14 protein-coding genes and 1 pseudogene are annotated in these 19,990 nt (G+C 72.0%); 9 read left to right on the forward strand and 6 right to left on the reverse strand.

Annotation, left to right across the window (positions count from 1 at the left end):
* Nucleotides 1-20: 20 nt before the first annotated feature.
* Nucleotides 21-1,283 carry a glycosyltransferase gene (locus tag AIF0345_RS01900; RefSeq protein ID WP_268917548.1) on the reverse strand — a complete coding sequence of 421 codons (1,263 nt, stop codon included), beginning with the start codon at nt 1,281-1,283 and terminating at the stop codon, nt 21-23.
* A 259-nt stretch (nt 1,284-1,542) separates the two neighbouring features.
* Here AIF0345_RS01900 and AIF0345_RS01905 point away from each other — a divergent pair, with 259 nt between their 5' ends.
* The 4 genes and pseudogenes from AIF0345_RS01905 (at nt 1,543) to AIF0345_RS01920 (ending at nt 3,550) form a co-directional block, all read left to right on the forward strand.
* Nucleotides 1,543-1,926 (forward strand): GntR family transcriptional regulator, encoded by a 384-nt coding sequence (locus tag AIF0345_RS01905; RefSeq protein ID WP_043562367.1) that lies wholly within the window; start codon nt 1,543-1,545, stop codon nt 1,924-1,926.
* Nucleotides 1,902-2,819 carry an ABC transporter ATP-binding protein gene (locus tag AIF0345_RS01910; protein ID WP_268917549.1) on the forward strand — a complete coding sequence of 306 codons (918 nt, stop codon included), beginning with the start codon at nt 1,902-1,904 and terminating at the stop codon, nt 2,817-2,819. Before AIF0345_RS01905 ends, AIF0345_RS01910 begins: the two co-directional genes overlap by 25 nt.
* Nucleotides 2,820-3,014: 195 nt before the next feature.
* A pseudogene (locus tag AIF0345_RS01915) lies at nt 3,015-3,143 on the forward strand (ABC-2 transporter permease); the annotation flags it as partial.
* A gap of 77 nt (nt 3,144-3,220) precedes the next feature.
* A complete protein-coding gene (locus AIF0345_RS01920; protein ID WP_285297962.1) occupies nt 3,221-3,550 on the forward strand; it encodes a hypothetical protein in 330 nt (109 codons plus the stop codon).
* Nucleotides 3,551-3,603: 53 nt separating this feature from the next.
* Here the strand turns inward: AIF0345_RS01920 and AIF0345_RS01925 are convergent, their stop codons facing one another.
* The gene (locus AIF0345_RS01925) at nt 3,604-7,131 is read right to left on the reverse strand and encodes an ABC transporter ATP-binding protein/permease (protein ID WP_268917551.1); all 3,528 of its coding nucleotides are present in this window, start codon (nt 7,129-7,131) and stop codon (nt 3,604-3,606) included.
* Between the two features lie 414 nt (nt 7,132-7,545).
* Here AIF0345_RS01925 and AIF0345_RS01930 point away from each other — a divergent pair, with 414 nt between their 5' ends.
* Both AIF0345_RS01930 and AIF0345_RS01935 read left to right on the forward strand, forming a co-directional pair.
* Nucleotides 7,546-8,913 carry a hypothetical protein gene (locus AIF0345_RS01930; RefSeq protein WP_285296950.1) on the forward strand — a complete coding sequence of 456 codons (1,368 nt, stop codon included), beginning with the start codon at nt 7,546-7,548 and terminating at the stop codon, nt 8,911-8,913.
* Nucleotides 8,914-8,974: 61 nt separating this feature from the next.
* A complete protein-coding gene (locus AIF0345_RS01935; protein WP_285296951.1) occupies nt 8,975-10,582 on the forward strand; it encodes a DUF1593 domain-containing protein in 1,608 nt (535 codons plus the stop codon).
* A 137-nt stretch (nt 10,583-10,719) separates the two neighbouring features.
* Here the strand turns inward: AIF0345_RS01935 and AIF0345_RS01940 are convergent, their stop codons facing one another.
* Nucleotides 10,720-11,631 (reverse strand): ribokinase, encoded by a 912-nt coding sequence (locus AIF0345_RS01940; RefSeq protein ID WP_273166487.1) that lies wholly within the window; start codon nt 11,629-11,631, stop codon nt 10,720-10,722.
* A 394-nt stretch (nt 11,632-12,025) separates the two neighbouring features.
* On the reverse strand, nt 12,026-13,045 hold the full coding sequence (locus AIF0345_RS01945; protein WP_043562373.1) for a LacI family DNA-binding transcriptional regulator: 1,020 nt from the start codon (nt 13,043-13,045) through the stop codon (nt 12,026-12,028).
* A gap of 1,011 nt (nt 13,046-14,056) precedes the next feature.
* Here AIF0345_RS01945 and uriH point away from each other — a divergent pair.
* From uriH to AIF0345_RS01960, 3 genes are all read left to right on the forward strand, one after another.
* Nucleotides 14,057-15,007 (forward strand): uridine-preferring nucleoside hydrolase UriH, encoded by a 951-nt coding sequence (uriH, locus tag AIF0345_RS01950; RefSeq protein WP_285296952.1) that lies wholly within the window; start codon nt 14,057-14,059, stop codon nt 15,005-15,007.
* A gap of 116 nt (nt 15,008-15,123) precedes the next feature.
* Nucleotides 15,124-16,521, forward strand: a complete 1,398-nt coding sequence (locus tag AIF0345_RS01955; protein WP_285296953.1) for a NupC/NupG family nucleoside CNT transporter — start codon at nt 15,124-15,126, stop codon at nt 16,519-16,521.
* Nucleotides 16,522-16,547: 26 nt separating this feature from the next.
* Complete coding sequence (locus tag AIF0345_RS01960; protein ID WP_043562305.1) at nt 16,548-17,501, forward strand: nucleoside hydrolase; 954 nt, start codon at nt 16,548-16,550, stop codon at nt 17,499-17,501.
* Nucleotides 17,502-17,667: 166 nt separating this feature from the next.
* Here the strand turns inward: AIF0345_RS01960 and AIF0345_RS01965 are convergent, their stop codons facing one another.
* Nucleotides 17,668-17,826, reverse strand: a complete 159-nt coding sequence (locus AIF0345_RS01965; RefSeq protein WP_273166494.1) for a hypothetical protein — start codon at nt 17,824-17,826, stop codon at nt 17,668-17,670.
* Nucleotides 17,827-18,039: 213 nt separating this feature from the next.
* Nucleotides 18,040-19,881, reverse strand: a complete 1,842-nt coding sequence (locus tag AIF0345_RS01970; protein ID WP_285296954.1) for a CocE/NonD family hydrolase — start codon at nt 19,879-19,881, stop codon at nt 18,040-18,042.
* Nucleotides 19,882-19,990: the final 109 nt, after the last annotated feature.

A 19,990-nucleotide genomic window follows, 5' to 3' on the forward strand; every position in this document is an offset into this window, starting at 1 on the left:
CGGCTCGAGATCGGTCGCCTTCAGTGGCGCGACAGCGTGCGATGGTCTCTGATTAGCTTTTCGTACAGGTCGGCCATTCTTGCCGCCATTGTTGTCGAGTCGAACTCTTGGGCCACATCGAGAGATCCCCTGGACAGCATGTCCAGCTTCTCGGGGTTCGAGAACAGGTCGTTGAAGGCCTGTGCGAGGTCCTCGCCCTCGATTCCGCCGGTCAGCACCGCATTGCGCTTCGTCAGGCCCTCCGTCATCTGCTCGTCGCAGTACACGATCGGCAGACCGCTCGATGCCGCCTCGAGGAAGGTCATTGGTTGGTTGTCGAAGTGGTATGAGGCGAGTGAGAAGACGTCCGCCTGCTTGAGCAGGGCGGCGACCTTGTCGCTCGGCTGCATGCCGGTGAATATGACTCGGTCGGTCACGCGCAGCTCCTCGGCGCGCGTTCTCAGCTCGTGCTCGTACGGGCCTCCGCCGACCAGGACGAGCTTGATGCTCGTGTCGGGAATGAATGGTATCGCCTCGATGAGCGCCTTCTGCCGCTTCTCCGGGCTCAGCCGGGCGACGGATATGATGAACTTCTCTCCCGGGCTTTTCTCTATGGGGGAGTCCTCGGGGTCGGCGTCGCGGTACTGCCTCGTGTTGATGCCGTTGGGGCGCACGTAGCACGGTGCCGTCAGCCCGCCCTCGTCTATTAGTATTCTTGCCAGGTGGTTCGACGGCGATATGCAGGCCTCGCACTTGTTCGCGAAGGCGGCGGTGAGTCGCCAGCCCTGGTGGGAGAACGTCTCCTTGATGGCCTCCCGGCTCATCGAGCGCAGCTGCTCGCGGGACGCCGTCGGCAGAATGGGCCTGGTTCGCAGCACGATCGGGAGCGCCACGGTCAGGGCGATGATCCCGGCCGTCACCATGAGCGGATAGTCGTCGATCAGCTCCGTGTACAGCGTGTGCACCGTCGTAACATGAGGAATGTTCTGGCGCTTCGCCACGCTGTGAGCAAGAACGCCGACGTAGAACTGCATCTGGCTGTGGACGATGTCGAACTCGTACTTGTCGAGCCTTCGTGCCAGACCGGGATAGATGACTCCGGTCTCGCGTTTGTCAAAAACATAGTTCTTTGATGAGGGGACGCGAATGACGTGGTCGTCCTCGTCCCGATACCCCTTGCACCTCGGTGCAATGACGTAGACTTCGTGGCCGAGCCCCTCCAGCGCCTCTTTCAGGTTCGTTGTTGATGTCGCGACGCCGTGCACCGACGGCAGGTAATCGTCAATAAATATGCCAATCCGCACAGTTCATTGTATCACGCCCAAGTTTCGGCGCGCACATGGCGCCGCCTCGCCTATTTATTTTCTTGGTCGAGAGCGGTCCGCTGAATGTCGGGTCCGGGGTCGTGGGGCGGCCGGATGCGCCTGCTCCGGGTCCCGGCAGCGGGCGGGGTGCGCGACGGGTCGGCGTCTGGGCGCGGGCGTCCGGCCCGCGGCGAAGCGGTCTCGACGAGGGGTCGCGCATGCCATTGCACATGCTGTACATGTGCGGTATAAACAGCATGTGCACATCGTTCTCTCCCGGACGTCCGGGACGCCCATGTACGAGCAGATCGTCGACCAGATCCGGCAGGCCATCTGGTCCGGCGACCTGCCCGCCGGGACCCCGCTGCCCTCGCTGCGCCGGCTCGCGAGGGACCTGGAGGTCTCCCTCATCACCACCACCCGCGCCTACAACGACCTTGCCGCCGCGGGCCTCATCGGCAACCAGGCCGGTCGCGGCAGCTTCGTCCTGCCCCAGGACGAGGACGAGACCCGCGCGCGCCTCCTCGCCCGGCTGGACGCCCAGCTCGACGACGCCGTCGCCACCGCCCGGCTCGCCGGGCTCGACCTGTCCGACCTCCACGAAAGGAGCACGCAACGATGGAACGCACTGAACACGGAGTGACCGCCCCGGTGCCCGGGGCCGCGCAGCCAGCGCCCGGCGCGGACGACGGCCCCGGCCGTCCCGATCCCGGCCCCGCCGTCCGCCTCGACGCCGTCGTACGCAGGCAGGGGGCCTTCACCCTCGGCCCCCTCGACATGAGCGTGCCGAGCGGCCTGGTCACCGGCTTCGTCGGCCCCAACGGGGCCGGCAAGACCACCGCCATCAAGGCGATGCTCGGCATGATTGGCATCGATGCGGGCTCGATCGACGTCCTCGGCGCCGCACCGGGGGCGCGCCACGACCGCATCGGCGTCGTCCTGGACGCCGAGGCCCTGCCCGCGGAGTGGACGGCCGTCTCGGCCGCCGGCAACCTGGGGCGCTTCTACCCCGGCTGGGACCAGAGCCTCTTCGACGAGCTGCTGGCTCGCCTGGACGTGCCGCCCCGGGTGCGGGTCAAGGACCTGTCGCGCGGCCAGGGCGTCAAGCTCCGGCTCGTCCTCGCGCTCGCCCACCGCCCCGAGCTCCTCATCCTCGACGAGCCGACCTCGGGCCTGGACCCCGTCGCGCGCCTGGACGTCCTGGACGTCCTCCGCGACTTCCTCGTCGAGGAGGGGCGGACGATCCTCTTCTCGACCCACATCACCTCCGACCCGGAGCGGATCGCGGACCACCTTCACATTATCGGGGCCGGCCGCACCCGCTTCGCCGGTCCCCTGACCGACCTCGCCGAGCAGTGGGCCATGGCCCGCGGCCCCGTCTCGGCCCTGACGCCCGCGGCCGAGGCGGCCCTCGCCGGGACCCGGCGCAACGGGGTGGGCGCCTTCTCCGGACTCATCAGGGTCTCGGACACCGCCGCATTCGGTCCCGACGTCGTCGTCGAGCCCCCTCCATCGAGAAGGCCGTTGCCGCCATGACTCGTGGTCCGGGGTCTGACGGCCTCGCCCGCCACTCCCGTCCCGCCGCTTCGGCGGCCCCGGTCCAGGAGCACTGACATGCGCACCACGTGGAACCTGCTGCGCGCCGAGCTGTCGGCCCACGCCGTCGCGCTGCGCAACTTCGCGATCGTCGCGGCCATTATCACTGCGGCGAACCTCGCCCTGGGCGGGGCGATGCCGGCCGTCGCCGTGTGCACCCTGACGACGGCCTTCCTGCCCGGCGCCCTGTTCGCCCAGGACGAGCGGGCGCACCTGGACGCCATGTACGCGATCCTGCCGGTGACTCGGACGCAGTTCGTGCTCGGCCGCTACCTGCTCGTCGCCCTCGTCGCCGCAGCCACGACCCTGGCGGGCGTTGGCGTCGCGCGATCGACTCGCTCGTGCGCGGCCCCCAGGCCGGCCCCGTTCCGCTGTCCACGGCGGCGGTCGCGGGCGTGGCCCTGGCGGTGGTCGGCGCCGTCGCCGCGGTCCAGCTGCCGCTCTTCCTCGCCCTCGGGCACGCGCGCACGGGCGTGCTCTCCTACGGCGCGACCATGGCCCTCATGTTCGGGGTCATACTCCTGGTCCGCCGGCTCCCCGGGCTCGCGGCAACGCTGCTGGACTGGGCGGGCCGGCCGTTCATCGGGCCGGCCGGGCTGGGGGTCGCGGCGGCGCTGCTTGTCGCCTCCGCCGCGTGTGCGACCCGCCTCTACCGGCGTCGGAGCCTGTGAGTGAGCCGACGGCGGGGCGGCCTTCTGGCCGATGATGGGGCCGGAGGTCCGGGTCACTCGCTGCGCAGCGCCTCCACCGGGTCCTCGCGGGCGGCCCTGGCGGCGGGCACGAGCCCGGCCAGGACGGTGAGCAGCACCGAGACGCCGATGAGGGCGGCGCCGGCCGTCGCCGGCAGCTGGGCGACCGTGGCGACCCCGAACCTGCGCTCCACGAACAGGTTCGCAGGGATGCACACCAGGAGCGTGATGCCGACCCCCATCGCGCCCGCCAGCAGCCCCTCGATGACGGTCTCGGCGTTGAAGACGTGCCTGATGTCGCGCTTGGAGGCGCCGACCGAGCGCAGGATGCCGATCTCCTTCTTGCGTTCCAGGACGGAGATGTAGGTGATGATCGCGATCATGATGGAGGAGACCACCAGGGAGATCGACACGAATGCGATGAGCAGCCAGGAGATGATGTCGACGATCCGGGTCACCGAGCTCATGAGCAGGCCGACGAGGTCGGTGTAGGTGATGACCCTGTCCTGGGCGCCGGCCTTCTCCTGGGCGGTGTTGTAGTCGGCGAGAGCGGCCTTGACCCGCTCTTTGGCGGTGAAGCTCGCGGGGTAGAGGTCGATCTCGCTGGGCACCTCCGGGTCCGCCCAGCCCAGGTCGGCGAGGTTCTTGTCGTAGGTGGCGACGTCGGTCGACATCATTGAGGCCATGAGGGCGGCGAGATCCTCCTGGTCCATGTTGAGGCTGAAGGCGTCCTTGAAGGCCTGCTCGTCGATGTCCATCGCGGAGCCCATCTGGGTGGCGAGCCGGGTCGTGGCGTCCTGCATGGCCGTGCGGATCTGCTCCTGGATCGCCGTCATCATCTGGGTCATGGCGCTGTTCAGGGCGGCCTGGATCGAGCTGCTGAGCGTCTGGACGATGGTGGAGGTGACGGAGGCGGCGACCTGCCGGCCGATAGCGGTGACCAGCTCGTCGCGCACGGCGTCGCTGATCCGGCCGACGTCGGGGTCGGCGCCCAGGGACGCCACGAGGTTCTGCGTGAGCCGGGCGGAGTCGATGACCTGGTCGGAGCCCAGGGTGTCGGCGATGGTCTTCTGGACGTCCGGCTGGGCGAGGTAGTCGGCGGCGAGGGTCGCCAGGTCGGGGCCCCGGCCGTCGCCGTCGGGGTCGTCGGAGACGTGCTGGGCGTAGTAGGCCTGGAAGCCGGCGATGACGCCGGTCATCATGGTCGACACGGCGGTGGAGGCGCCCTCCCTCAGGGCGCCGTCGGCCAGCGCGCCCCGGATGAGGGCCGGGTAGTCGACGTCGGCGAGCTGGGGGAAGCGGCCGGTGAGGTCCTGGGAGGAGACGCTGGACAGGTCGAGCCCCGACAGGTCGATCTCCGGGACGCTGTCGGTCAGGGCGGACAGGTCGAGCCCGGACAGGTCGACGTCGCCGATGCCGGTGGCCTCGAAGCCGGACACGTCCATGCCGGACAGGTCGAGGTCCAGCTTGGAGGGGTCCAGCTGGAAGGCGGCCTGGATCTTGTCGGTGTCGACGGTGAAGAGCGAGGAGAGGTCGATCTCGCCGGCCTTGGCGCCGGCGGCCTCGTCGGCGAAGGTCTTGCCGGTCAGGACGTCGGTGTCCGGGTGGGCGAGCTGGTCCTGGACGATCGCGGAGCCGCTCGCCTGGTCCATGACGTGCCGGGTGAGCGCCGGGGTGTAGGCCAGCCCCCGCTTCAGGGTCATCTTGTCGGAGTCCCTGGCCCGGACGATGCCGGTGATGCGGAGGTCCTCGCCGTCGGCGACCGCCTGCCGCATGAGCTCGGTGTCGTCGGAGCGGTCGGTCCACACGCCGTAGGTGTCGTCGTGGCGGTAGCGGGCGGAGGCGGGCACGAGCTTGAAGGTCACCTGCATGAGGCGGTCGTAGGAGTAGCTGGTCGGGCCCGACGCCGAGGCGGCTGCCGGGTCCGCCGACGGCGTCGCGGAGGCTGCCGGGTCCGGCGACGCCGGGGCGGTCGCGCCGGTGGCGCCGCCGGGCCCGGTGGTGGCGCCCGTCGGCGCTGCCGGGTCCGACGGCGAGCCGGCTCCGGGCACGGCCGCCCCCGGCACGGCCGCCACGCCGGAGGCCCGGCCGGAGAGGTAGTCGCGCATCAGCTGGTCGAGCCGGCTGTGGTCGCGCAGGCCCAGGGTGTACTCGAAGATGTCCGGCAGGGTGCCGTCCTCATCGAGGACCAGCGCCAGCTCGTCCGCCTCCGCGGGCCAGCGTCCGGCGACGACGTCGTACTGGTCCTCGTAGAGGGAGGGCTCCGCCGGCATCTGGTGGAAGGTGTCCATGGACAGGACCGAGGACAGGAACCCGGTGGACATGGCGCCGCTGAGCGGCTCGAAGGCCTGCTCGGGGTTGACCCGGGTGATGGCGGAGCTCGTGTCCGGCAGATAGATCTGCGGGGTGACGTCGTAGAGGTACTCGATGGAGGTGACCTGGTCCCTGATCCCGCCGCCGCCGGAGTCGAGGTACTGCTTGAGAGAGGCCAGGTCGTTGGTCGATCTCGACCCCATCATCTGGTCGAAGGAGTCGATGGTGGTCACCGTGCCGGGGGAGCCCGCGGCCGCCGTCGCCGTCTCCTGCGCGGCCTGCCGCCCCCGGGCCAGCACCGCCGTCATGTCCGTGCCGGTCTTCTGGATGGCCAGCGGGTAGGAGGTCAGCGTCTCCTCCTCGGTGCGGGCGATATAGGCGTTGACGCCGTTGGCGAGCGCCAGGATGAGGGCGATGCCGATAATGCCGATGGACCCCGCGAAGGAGGTCATGAGCGTGCGGCCCTTCTTCGTCATCAGGTTGCTGAAGGACAGTGCGAGGGCGGTCAGGGGCCCCATGGATGTGGCCCGGGCGGTCCTGGCCGCCCGGGCCTCGGAGCCGTCGTCGGCCGGGGCGCAGGGGCGGGAGTCGGCGACGAGGCGCCCGTCGGCGAGCTCGACAATGCGGGTGGCGTACCGGCGGGCGAGCTCCGGGTTGTGGGTGACCATGATGACGAGGCGGTCGCGGGCGATCTCCTTCAGCAGGTCCATCACCTGCACGGAGGTGGCGGAGTCGAGGGCGCCGGTGGGCTCGTCGGCCAGGACGATCTCGGGGTCGTTGATCAGGGCCCGGGCGATGGCGACGCGCTGCATCTGGCCGCCGGAGAGCTGGGCGGGGCGCTTGTGGGCGTGCTCGGCGAGGCCGACCTCGGCGAGCGCGTCCAACGCGCGGCGGCGGCGCTCGGCGCGGGGGGCGCCGGACAGGGTCAGGGCGAGCTCGACGTTGGCCAGGACCGACTGGTGGGGGATGAGGTTGTAGGACTGGAAGACGAAGCCGATGCGGTTGTTGCGGTAGGCGTCCCAGTCGCGGTCCTTGAAGTCCTTGGTGGAGATGTCGTCGATGACCAGGTCGCCGGAGTCGAAGTGGTCGAGGCCGCCGACGACGTTGAGCAGCGTCGTCTTGCCGGAGCCCGACTGGCCGAGGACGGCGACGAACTCGTTGTCGCGGAAGGAGACGGTGACGCCGGCGAGGGCCGTCTGGGTCAGCGATGCCGTGCGGTAGGACTTGGTGATCCTCCGCAGCTCCAGCATGTTGCGATTCTACTGCGATGCGGGCACACAATCAACAACGATCGTTTCTGTTTGTTGTGCTGCCCGGGCCGTCGGCGCCCACGGCGAGCGGTTCCGGGCCCCGGTGGAGCCGCTTCGCGGACGCGCGGCCCGACTCGCGCGCCCGCTTCGGAGGTGGAGAGCGGTTGCCGGCGTCGTCGAGCCGGAAGTGAACCGATCTCGGCGGAGGGGGCGGGCGATTCACAGCGGGCTCATGGTGGGTGGATGCCGGGCTGATAGGCGCCTCATTGACAGTGGAGCCCGTCGCCGTAGCCCGGGCGGCCGCGGGCCTTCGGGAGGCCCGCGGCCTCACCGTCCGAAGGCCGTTCGGCGCCGCCCGCCCGACGCTCTCCGCCAACATCGCACATTTTGAGTCCACCGAACGAGGAGACGCACATGACCCCCTTGACGACACCCCCGGCGCCGCTCGCGCCGTCCCGACCGTCCCGCCCCGACGACGGCGCTATACCCGACACCGGGGTCGCCTTCGCCCTGCGCCGCCGCAGCCTCCTGGTGGGAGGCCTCGGTCTGGCGGCCGCCGGCACGCTCATGGCCTGCGGCTCCTCGGGCGGGACGGATGCCCCCTCCGGCTTCTCCACCGCGACCGGCCCCTTCGCCGGAACCGACACGGCCACAGCCGCCGCGGACGCCGCCGTCGCGCCCGCCTACCACGAGGCCGCCGCCTCCAACACGTCGCTGTCGCCCGGCTCGTGGACCGGCAAGGTCGGGGACAAGGAGATCACGCTGTCGGGCGCCTACCTCGTGGACGGCATCACCGCCACCATCGACGGCGGCACCTTCGAGTCCACCACCGCGGACCAGACGGTCTTCCTGGTCGTGGGCGGCGGCAGCCTGTCGATCACCAACGCGAGGATCACCAAGTCCGGCGACGCCTCCACCGACGGCCGGCACGGCGTGGACGACGCCTACAACTTCTACGGCCTCAACTCCGCCGTCGTCGCCGTGGGAGAGGGCTCCACCGTCACCGTCAACGAGACGACCCTGACGACCGCCGCCTCCGGGGCCAACGCCGTCATCGCCTCCGGCAGCGCCACTGCGCAGGTCACCGCCTGTGCGATCGCCACCACCGGGGAGTCCTCGCGCGGTCTGCACGCCACCTACGCGGGCGTCATCACCGGCTCCGACCTGAGCATCGAGACCCAGGGGGCCCACTGCGCCGCCGTCGCCACCGACCGCGGCTCGGGCACCGTCACGGTCGAGGGCGCCAACGCCTTCACCACCAACGGCGACGGCTCCCCGTGCCTCTACTCCACCGGCCAGATCACCGTGTCCGGCCTGACCGGCCAGGCCAACGGGGCGCAGGCGATCGTCGTCGAGGGAAAGAACCACGCCACCGTCTCCGGCTCGACCCTCACCAGCGCCTCCAGCAGGGGTGGCGTCATGCTCTACCAGTCGATGTCCGGGGACGCCGCCGACTCCGACGCCGCCACCGAGGTCTCCACCCTCGCCCTGAGCGACGTGACCCTCACCTGCACCCAGGACGCCCCGGTCCTCTACGTCACCAACACCTCCTCGCGGGCGACCCTCACCCGCTGCACCCTGACCGCCCCCGGGGGCCTGGCCAGGGCCGACGAGGACCGCTGGGGCACCTCCGGCTCCAACGGCGGCACCCTCGCCCTCGCCATGGACGCCACCACCTCCGACGGCGCCATCACCGCCGGCTCGTCGTCCTCCGTCACGGTGACCACGGCCAACGGAGGAGCGGCCACAGGGACGACCTCGGGGAGCGTCACCGTCTCCTGAGCACCCCCGCCGCAGCGCCCGGCGTGGGGGGGCGGCCCCGCGCCTGTGGCAGGCTCGTGCCATGCGCAAGGAAGCCTTCCCCCGCACAGATCGCCCCCGCGTCGTCGTCACCACCGTCCCCGGGCCCGACGGCCTCAACTCCATGATCCGCCTGCTCACCCACGCCAACGAGATCGACCTGCGCGGCCTGGTCTACGCGGGATCGGACTGCCACTGGGCGGGGGACCCGGCCCGCGGCATCGCCCCGCACCGCTGGCCCGCCCCCGGCGAGACCCTCCACATCGACACGGCCATCGACGCCTACGCCAGGGTCGAGGAGACCCTGCGGGTCCACGACCCCCGCTTCCCCACGGCCGCCCACCTGCGGTCCCTGGTCCGCACCGGCAATGTCGCCGCCGCCGGCGAGATGGACGAGGTCACCCCCGGCTCCGCCCTCATCGCCGACCTCCTGCGCGAGACCGCGCTGACCCCGGACGGCCCGGCGGGCATCGGCGCCCTGGCCGCCTCCGCCGTCGGCGACGCGCCGGCCGACGCCGCCCGTCCCCTGTTCGTCCAGGCCTGGGGCGGGACGTCGACCATCGCCCGGGCCCTGCGCAGCGTTGAGGAGGAGCTGGGGACGCGCCCTGACTGGCCAGTGCTCAAGCAGCGCGTCCTCGACCGCCTCGTCATCTCCTCCTTCGGCGAGCAGGACCCGACCCTGGAGAGCTACATCCGCCCGGCCTGGCCGGGGCTCGAGCACCGCGATGTCGCCACCACCGCCTGGGGCTGCCTGTCCCGCACGGTGCTGGCGGTCCGGGACCGCGGGCTCGTCGGCGCCGGGTGGACCCGGAGGAGCGTCAGCGCCCGGGGCCCGCTCGGGGCCGCCTACCGCGTGTGGGGCGACGGCCGCCGGATGGCCGCGGGCTTCGACGCCGAGGACTACTTCGGCGAGTCCGGCAGGAGCGAGGAGCGGCTGCGCGGCGAGGGCTACCGGATCTGGTGCCCGCTTCAGGAGCCCGGCTCCTTCATCTCCGAGGGCGACACCGCCAACTTCACCCCGCTCGTCCCCAACGGCCTGCGCTCCTGGGAGGACGCCGCCTTCGGCGGCTGGGGCGGCCGCCAGACGCCTGACCCCGACCATCCCGACACCCTCACCTCCGGCACGGTCCTCGCCCGACCGGGGGCGCCGGCGCTCGCGCGCGGCGGGCTCGTCGTCGACCATGCTCCTGGCGGCCCCGACGGCCCCGACGGTCCTGCGCCGCCCGAGTACCACGTGACCCGCTGGTGGCGGGCCGTCCAGAACGAGTTCGCCGCCCGGCTCGCCTGGTCAGTGACCCCACGGTACGAGGACGCCAACCACCCGCCGCTCGTCCTGGTCGCCGGCGCCCCCGCCACCGCCGAGGGCGGGCTGGCCCGCGCCGTGCGCCCCGGCGAGGTCGTCACCCTGACCGCCACGGCCACCGACCCCGACGGTGACGACGTGCTCCTGCGCTGGTGGGCCTACCCGGAGGCCGGGGCCAGCCCGTGCCCCGTGGCTCCGCGGCTTCGGGACGACGGCGCCGGCACCGCCGTCGTCACCGTCCCGGCGGCCGCCGAGCCGGGACAGGCCATCCACCTGATCGCCGAGGGCACCGACACCGGCTCCCCGGCCCTGACCCGCTACCAGCGCGTCGTGCTCACGGTGGCGTGACGGGCGGCGCGGGCCGGGCGGCGGCCTGCGGGACCGGCGGGCGGCCTGAGCTCGTGGACCGGCGGGCGGGCCTCGGCGCCTTGGGCCCAGGAGCGCGGCGAGCTGCGAAAAGCGCTCATGGCCGGGTGCCGGGGTTCTCAGTAGCGCGGGGAGACGGGCGCGATGCCCTTGTAGGAGGCGGCGGCGCCGGCGGACAGGACCGCCGTCGAGCCGGCGCGCATGCCCTCGCGCACCGCCTCCGGGAAGTCGTATCCCGCGGCGAGCGCCGCCGCGAGCACGCCGACCGTCGCGTCCCCGGCGCCCGTGGTGTCGACGACCGGCCCCAGGTCGATCGCCGGGACGTGCACCGCGCCCTCGTCCGAGGCCCGCACCGCGCCGGCCCCGCCGAGCGTGATGAGCACGCGGGCGATGCCCCGCTCGCGCAGCGCCGCCGCTGCGGCCAGGGCCTCCTCAGCCGTCTCGGGCGCCGGGGCCCCCAGGACCAGCCCGCACTCGCTCTCGTTGACGACCAGGACGTCCACGCCCGCCAGGGCCTCCGGCGGGATCGGGTAGACGGGCGCCAGGTTGAGGACGACCCTCGCCCCGGCCGCGTGCGTCCAGGCGATGACGGCCTCATTGGCGGCCGGGGGGATCTCGCCCTGGAGGACGACGACGTCGTCCTCGGCGAGCTCGACCGCCGCGGCCGCCTGCTCCCCGGTGACGCACCCGTTGGCCCCGGCGTCGAGAATGATCGTGTTCTCCCCGGCTGCGCTGACGGTGATGAAGGCGATCCCGGTGGTGACCTCCTCGTCCGTGCGCAGGGCGGAGACGTCCACGCCGTGCGTGCGCAGGTCCTCGCGCAGGGTGATGCCCGCGGGGTCGCCGCCGACGCGTCCGACGAACAGCGTGGTCGCGCCGCCGTGGGCGGCGGCCGCGGCCTGGTTCGCGCCCTTGCCGCCCAGGCGGTAGGTGGTGGAGGTGCCCGAGAGGGTCTCGCCCGGCTGGGGGAAGCGGTCGACCGTGACCGTGATGTCCTGGTTGATGGAACCGACGACGATGACGCGTCCCATTGGTGAGCTCCTTTGCTTCTCTGCTTCGGTCGGGTGTGGAGGCTAGCCGATGCCCGGGCCGGAGGCGGTGTCCGGGGCCTGCCCGTCTTTCGTCGGTGAAATTCGGGGCGGGCGGTGGGCTCGTGCGGGTGGAAACGTTTCCATCCGCAATGGGGGAAGCGTGCCACGTCCGCGGCGCGCGGTCAAGGGTGTCGCGGACGCTTACTACGCTCCTTTGTTCCTTACTACGCTCCTTTTCCTCGTACAGTAAGGGACAAAGGAGCGTAGTAAGCGCTGTGGCGGCGCTGGCCGCGCAGCCGGTCGTCGCCAACGGCTCGGAGATCGTCCGGGGCGGCAGGCGCCCGCAGGGCTCCTTGAACCGATCTCGACGCGGAGTACGACCGATCGCGGCGACTCAGGGCCGGGGCGCGTCGGGCGCCGGGGCAGACAGGTCGGCTACGGAGTCGCGGCGGATGAGTGAGGCGGCCACGCGCTCGGAGGCGGGGCGACCGCCGTCGATCGCCTCGCAGAGCATGTCGACGGCCCGCTCGGCCTGACGCACCGGGTGCTGGGTGATGACCGTCAGTCGGGGGCGCAGGAGGTCGAAGACCTCGAGGTCGTCGTAGCTGATGATCGAGACGTCCCGGCCGAACCGCCGCCCCGTGTCCTGAAGGTGGCGAATCGCCATGAGCGTGTGGGGGGAGTAGCCGAAGACGAGCGCGGTGGCGCCGGTCTCCAGGTGCGCGTCGAGCTCGTCCAGCCACCGCGCGCCGGTGTTCTCCGCTCTAATGACGCGCGCCGACCCCCGCGGGAGCAGCGGGGCGGCGGCCCGCTCGAATGCGGTCAGGCGCTCGCGCCCCGTGGGGGAGCCCAGCAGCCCGGCGACGTAGGTGACCGAGCGGTGCCCGTGGGCGGCCAGCTCCTCGACGGCTGCTCCCAGCCCTGGGGCGGGGTCGGAGTCGATCGAGGGCACGTTCAGCGCGGTGATCGTGCGGTCGACGAACACGAGCGGGATCCGCCGCTCCACGAGCGTGCGCAGTCCCGGGGTGGCGTCGCCCTGCGGGGCGAGGATCACGCCGTCGATGCGCTGCTCCAGCAGGGCCCGCAGGTAGCCGTCCTGCTGCTCGGCGTCCTCGGAGGCCGAGCCGATGATTGTGGTCAGCCCCCGCGCGAACAGGGCGGCCTGGACGGTGTGGGCGAGCTGGGCGAAGAAGGTGTTGCGCACGTCGGGCACCAGCAGGGCGACGACGTCGGAGCGTGCGGCTCGCAGCGAGCGGGCCCGGGCGTTGACGGTGTAGCCGAGCCGGGTGGCGGCGGCCATGACCCTTTCGCGCGAGCGCGTCGAGGTGGAGGGGTGGCCGGTCAGGACGCGGGAGGCCGTCCCCAGGGAGACGCCGGCCAGCGCGGCGACATCCTTGATGGTGGGGGCTCCCACGGCGGTCTCCTCGATTGCGGACGGCGATGGCGGGAGCTCGTGGCGGGAAACGTTTCCACGGCGGGCTCCCTGTGATGCTTGCACGGCCCGGTGCGTCAGTCAAGGAGCGGGGGCGCTTGGTCGTGCGCCGCGCCCGCTCGCAGCCTTGACGTCCGTCCCGGCCTGCCCCCGAGGCGGACGCAGGTGGATCGCAGGCGCCCGGACTCTTCGGGCCGCTGCCGGCGCGGAGGCGGACCGGGCTCGGCGAGGGGTCTGCGGGCCGGGCGCCGGGGCGCGGGCCGGCTGCGGGCCGCCGGCGGCGTTGACGGCCCGACCCGCCCGGAATCAATAGTCTGCGGCGATTCCGGGCTCCGGTGTCGCGAGGCCCGGACCGGGGCGAGTGTGACGATCAGCCAGTACAGCTCGAAGCCGGCGCTGCTGGGCTCGTTGAGGACGGGCTGGCGCTGTGCCCGGGCGATGGCCCGAGCCCGGCGCTGCGAAGACCTGTTGGCCGGGACGACCTGCGACACGGCTGCCACGACCGCGTCCCCCGCATTGTGAGAGCCCGTTGGCGGCGGTCAGGCGAGGCCAGCCCTTCCCCAGGCGTCCCCCGCATTGTGAGGGCCCGTTGCTCAGGCGCCACGGGCGAGGCGAGGGGGCGACGACCGTGCGGGTCAAGCGACGACTGCGCGGGCCGACCGATGGCCGTGGCGCTGACGCTGCCTCGCCCGCCCGCCCGCCCGCGCCGTCGCCCCCGTCCCGGCGGCGTGCCGCCGCCCCGAACGGGTGCGACGGGCGCGAGGCGGCCTCCGGGCAACGATCGCGATCCGTCCCGCCCCCACCCCTTGTGGAAACGTTTCCAAATGTGATAGAAATCGTGTGCGGCGCTTCGGGAGTCAGGGCGCCGCCCTTCGCGCGCCGATTCGTCGGTGCGCGAAGCCCCCTGCCAGATCTCCGCCGCGGTGACGAAGCCGCGTCGGAGACTCCATCACCGCACACACATTCACCGTCACAGTTACAAAGGAGTTGCATGTGGCCACCAAGATGATCCTCGACTGCGATCCGGGTCATGACGACGCGATCGCGATCCTTCTCGCGCTCGGGAGCCCGGAGATCGACCTCCTGGGCATCACGACCATCGGCGGCAACCACAGCCTGGAGAAGGTCACCTACAACGCTCGGGCGCTGTGCGAGCTTGCCGGTCACCCCGAGATGCCCGTCCACGCCGGCTGCATGAAGCCGCTCGTCCGCGAGGCCATCGACGCGGCCTACATCCACGGCGAGACCGGCCTCGACGGCGTCGAGCTGCCCGAGCCGAGCCGGCCTCTGCCCGAGCAGCACGCCGTGACCTGGCTCATCGAGACCGTGATGAGCCACGAGCCCGGGGCGATCACCGTCGTCGCCACCGGCCCCCTGACCAATATCGCGGTGGCGGCCCGCATGGAGCCCCGCATCGTGGGGCGCATCAAGGAGATCGTGCTCATGGGCGGCGCGTACGGCGTGGGCAACGCGACTCCCGTCGCCGAGTTCAACATCCTGTGCGACCCGGAGGCCGCCCACATCGTCTTCAACGAGACCTGGCCACTGACCATGATCGGCCTGGACGTCACCCACCAGGCCCTGTGCACCTCCGAGGTCCAGAAGACCATCAGCTCGGCCAGCCCCAAGCTCGCCGACGCCGTCAACGGCCTCATGGACTTCTTCCGCTCCACCTACCAGGACCAGGAGGCCTTCCCGGACCCGCCCACCCACGACCCCTGCGCCGTCGCCTATGTCATCGATCCCGCGCTCATCCCGACGCGGCGCTGCCCCATCGACGTCGAGCTGCGCGGCGAGCTCACCTACGGCATGACCGTGGCCGACATGCGGGCCCTCGCCGAGAGCCCCGACGTCGGGGGCTCCTGCACGTCTCAGGTCGGAGTCGGCCTGGATGTGGGCCGATTCTGGGCTCTTGTCGCCGACGCCCTCGCCCGCCTGGACTGAGCCGCCCCGAAACAGGGCCGCCCCGGAACAGGGCCGCCCGGCCCGTAGCGGCCTCCGCGCACACCTACTTACTTACCCCAACCGCACACCTCCCGTCTCACACGAAGGGTCGCCTCATGCTCTTAGCCGTCAACATCCTGGGAGTCCTCGTCTTCCTCACCGCAGGATGGCTGTTCTCCCACAACCGCAAGGGGATCCACTGGCAATCGGTCGGAATCCTCACCGCGCTCAACTTCGTCATCGCCTGGGTCCTCACGAGCTTCTCGTGGGGCCGTGCCGCCGTCCAGGGCGCGGCCGCGGGCTTCAACGAGCTCGTCTCGGTGGCGTGGAAGGGCATTAACTTCGCTCTCCAGAACTGGGTCGGCGCCGAGGGCGTGGACCCCACGCCCGTGAACTTCATCGTCAGCGCGCTGCTCCCGATCCTCCTGGTCGTCCCCGTCTTCGACATCCTGACCTACATCGGCTTCCTGCCGTGGGTCATCAAGTGGGTCGGGCGGGGCCTGAGCTTCATCACCCGCCAGCCCAAGTTCGAGACCTTCTACTCGATCGAGATGATGTTCCTGGGGAACACCGAGGCGCTGGCGATCTCCAAGCTCCAGGTGCAGAAGATGAACCCGGCGCGGAACGTCGTCATCGCCATGATGTCGATGAGCTGCGTGACCGCCTCGATCCTCGCCGCCTACATCCAGATCGTCCCCGCCGAGTTCGTCCTGACGGCGGTGCCCATCAACTGCCTCAACGCCCTCATCGTCACCTCCCTGCTCTACCCGGTGGATGTCCCGCCAGAGGAGGATGTCATCGTCACCTACGAGAGCGAGGGCGAGGGCGAGCTCGCCCCCGTCGCAGCCGGTTCCGCGGCGGCCTCCGGGGCAGAGACCGATGGCGGGGCCGACGGCGGGACAGGCGGCGCGGCCGCCGGGGTCGCGACCCGGCAGCGGGACAAGGCCAACTCCGGCGGGCTGGGCGCGATGCTGTCCAGGGCCTTCAAGAAGGAGCCGGGCAGGCCCGCCAAGGAGCCCTTCTTCTCCTTCCTCGGCGACTCCATCCTCGGCGCGGGAAAGCTGGTGCTCATTATCACCGCCAATGTCATCACCTTCGTCGCGCTGGCCGCCCTCATCGACAAGATCCTCGGCGCGTTCTGGGCGCCGCTGTCCCTGGAGTCGATTCTCGGCGTCATTATGTTCGTGCCCGCCCTGCTTCTCGGGCTCGACCCGTCCACCGGCTGGGACATGTCGCAGATCATGGGGCTCAAGCTCGTCACCAACGAGTTCGTCGCCATGGGGCAGATCAGCGGTGAGGTGACGGGCTACGCGCGCCACTACCAGGCCGTCCTGACCGTGTTCCTGACGTCCTTCGCCAACTTCGGCACGCTGGGCATGATCATCGGCTGCTTCAAGGGGCTCGTCGACAAGGAGCGCAACGACCTGGTCGCCAAGAACGTCGGCCGCATGCTTCTGTCCGGAATCCTCGTGTCCCTCATGTCCGCCGGCATTGTCGGCATCTTCGTCTGGTGAACGACGAGAGACAAGGAGAAACGCTCATGACCAAGAAACTCATCCTCGACCTGGACACCGGCATCGACGACGCCCTCGCAATCGCCTACGCGCTCGGCAGCCCCGAGGCCGAGCTCATCGGCATCACCGCCACCTACGGCAACGTCCTCATGAAGGACTCGGTGCGCAACTCCCTGGCGGTCCTCGACGCCCTCGGCGCGGGCTCCGTGCCGGTCTACCCGGGCCTGCCCCACTCCTCGGCCACCGAGGACTTCGCCGTCATGGAGATCTCCGCCTTCATCCACGGCCGCAACGGGGTCGGCGAGGTCGACGTCGCCCCCTCCAGGCGCAGCGCCGCCGCCACAGGCGCCGTCGACTTCATGATCGAGGCCTCGCGCCGCTACGGCGAGGAGCTCGTCTACGTCCCCACCGGACCGCTGACCAACCTCGCCGCCGCCCTGGAGCGCGACCCGGGCCTGGCCGACCGCCTCCGGGTCGTCCTCATGGGCGGCGCCCTGACCGTGTCCGGGAACGTCAGCCCCTGGGCCGAGGCCAACATCAACCAGGACCCCGACGCCGCCGACGTCGTGTTCCGCTCCGGCATCGACGCCACCATGATCGGCCTGGACGTGACCCTGCAGACCCTGCTCACCTACGAGCACACGCGCCGCTGGCGCGACCTGGGGACGCCGGCCGGCACGTTCCTGGCCGACATGACCGACTACTACATCAAGGCCTACGAGACCACAGCCCCGGGCCTGGGCGGCTGCGGCCTGCACGACCCGCTCGCCGTCGGCGTCGCCATCGACCCCGGCCTCGTCACCACCCTGCCCATCAACCTCCAGGTTGACGTCGAGGGCCCGACCCGCGGGCGGACCATCGGGGACGTGGCCCGCCTCAACGACCCCCGCAAGACCAGCCGCGTCGCCGTCGGCGTCGACGTCGACCGCTTCCTGGAGGAGTTCATGACCCGGATCACCTCACTGGTCCAGGGCCGCTGACGCGTACCGATGCGCATCAGGGCCGCGCGCCCCGCCGGGACCACTCCGGCGGGGCGCGCGGCGCTCTGTTCTTCCGTATATCTATGGGCCGCGCCCGATCGCGGCCGGGCCGGGGGCGGGGCCCTCCGCCGTGCTGACGCCGCGCCGGCGGGCGGGGCGCCGGTCATCAGCGGGCCGGCGCCCCGCCCTTGTCGCCGCTCGTGGCGGAGGCCGTCGTTCGAGGCTCCTGACGGCGCTGCTGCGCGCACTTCTCGTCGGCGATTATGCGCTCGGCCTCCTCGTGAGCGGCCTCGGAGGCGAGGGCGAAGAGCTTCTCGAGAAACATGGAGCCTCCTTCTGGATCGAGTCCCCGGAGCATTCCCGCCCCGGGGCCGCAACAGGGGAAACGCACGAGCGACGGTGCCCCGTCGTCGTGCGTCACCGGCGAGTCTAGTGCCATGACGCGCCTGACGGCGCCGTCGAGCCCCGGCCGGAACCGATCTCGAGCCGGAACTGGACCGATCTCGGCGAAGGGGGAGGGAAGACGCCGGACGGGCCGTCAGAGGGCTGCGGGGTGGGCGCCCAGGTCGATGAGCGGCAGGACCAGCTCGCCGGGGTGCTCGGCGTCGTGCAGGACGGTGAGGCGGACGGGCGCTCCGTCGGCCGGGTCGGCGACGGCGTAGCGCGGCCAGCACGAGCCCGCCAGGTCCAGGCGCAGCCGGTGGCCGGCCGGGACGTGGGCCCCGGTGGCCCACATGTCGATCTCGACCTCGACGGGCTCGCCCGGGACGAGCGGGTCGCGGCGGTCCGGTCCGCCGCGCGCCGACAGGCGCAGCGCCCCGTCGGTCAGCAGGACCGACGTGCCGTCCGGGAGGACCTCGGCCAGGGCGGCGTGCAGGTGGGCGTCCTCGGCGTCGGCGGCGACCTGGGCGCGCAGGCGCACCGGCCCGAGCACCGTGACCGGCTCGGCCAGCACCGGGGTGGTGAATACGACGACGTCGTCGCGCGCCTCGATGCCGCTCTGGTCGTGCGGGCCCGCGTTCTCGGCAGGGCCCATGAGCATCTGGCCGCCCTCGGCGGGCACCGGGTCGGCCGGGTTGTGGGTCCAGGACGTGCTCCCCGCGGCGGGCCGCCCGTCGTCGGGCGCGAGCAGGGCGCCGTCGTCGGCGAGCCGCCAGACGCCGGCGACGGCGTCCGGCGCCGGCCAGGCGGGCAGGTCGATCCAGCGGTCGGCGCCCATGATGTAGACGCGCACGGGATCGCGGGGCAGACGGGCGGCGGCCGCGGCGTCCCCGATACTCGCCTTCCAGAAGTCCAGGGTCAGCTCGCCCAGGCCCAGCTCGCGCGTCCCTCCGCCGGGGAAGGAGCGCCCGGCGAGGCGGCCGTCGAAGGCCAGGTGCGTCCACGGGCCGATGACGAGCCGCTGGCGCTTGCCGGCCGGGCCCGCGGCCATGACCCAGTAGCTGCGCAGGGTGCCGCCGAGGAACAGGTCGTACCAGCCCGCCAGGTGGAGGGCCGGCACGTCGAGGCCGGCGAGCCCCTCCCGGGGGTAGGCGACGGACCTCCAGTAGGCGTCGCGCAGCGGGTGGGCGAGCCAGTCGGCGACGTGCGCGCCGGCGCCGTGGGCCCGGGCGAGCCGTCGGGCGGCCTCGGCGATGCCGACGCGCTCCAGGAAGGGGGTGAAGTCCTCCAATGGCTCGGGCAGGGCGTCCTGGGGCGCGTCCGGCCTCCCGTCGTGCGCCAGGCCCGTGCGCACCTGCTGGCGGGCCCACTCGTAGGCGGGGCCCTCCAGGAGGATGCCGCCGCGCATGGCGAGGTCGTCGTCGTAGGTGGAGGGGGCGACCCACGGCGCCATGGCCGCCAGGTGCTCGGTGGAGGCCAGGGCGGCGGTCAGCTGGGTGGTGGACACGTAGGACTGGCCGAAGGTGAGGACTCGCCCGTCGCACCAGGGCAGGGCTGCCAGGGCCTCGCGGGTGGCGACGCCGTCGGAGGCCTCGTCGGCGTAGAAGCGGAAGCCGCCCTCGGAGATGTCCGTGCCGCGGCAGGCCTGGGCGACGACCGCGAAGCCCTCCTCGATGGCCCGGTCCAGGCCCACCGAGGCCTGCATGCCGACGGCGGCGGCCATGAGCCCGGGCTCGTGCGGGTCCGCGCCGGCGGCCGCGGCGATCATGGGCCGCCACGCCCCCAGGTAGGGGCAGCGGGCGAGCAGGACCGGGTGGGCGGCGCCGTCGTCGGGGCGCACGACGTCGGCCCGCAGGACCGTGCCGTCCGGAGCGGGGACCTCGAGGACCTCGTGGACGGCGCGCGAGGCCGCGCCACCGGGAGCGGGCAGCATGAGGGCCGCGCGGAAGGAGTCGGGGACGTCCGGGATCTCGGGGGCGGACTGGTCGGTGCTGGTCATGCGGGGCTCCTGTCCTCCGGTCGGTAGCGGGGGTGCGGCGGTGCAGGCCGCCGCACCCCTCGATTATCAGGCTGCCGGCCGGGGCGCCGCCCGGCTCGCCCGTCGTCCG

Origin of the sequence: Actinomyces israelii (genome assembly GCF_030253495.1) — a bacterium.
Lineage (GTDB): Bacteria > Actinomycetota > Actinomycetes > Actinomycetales > Actinomycetaceae > Actinomyces > Actinomyces israelii.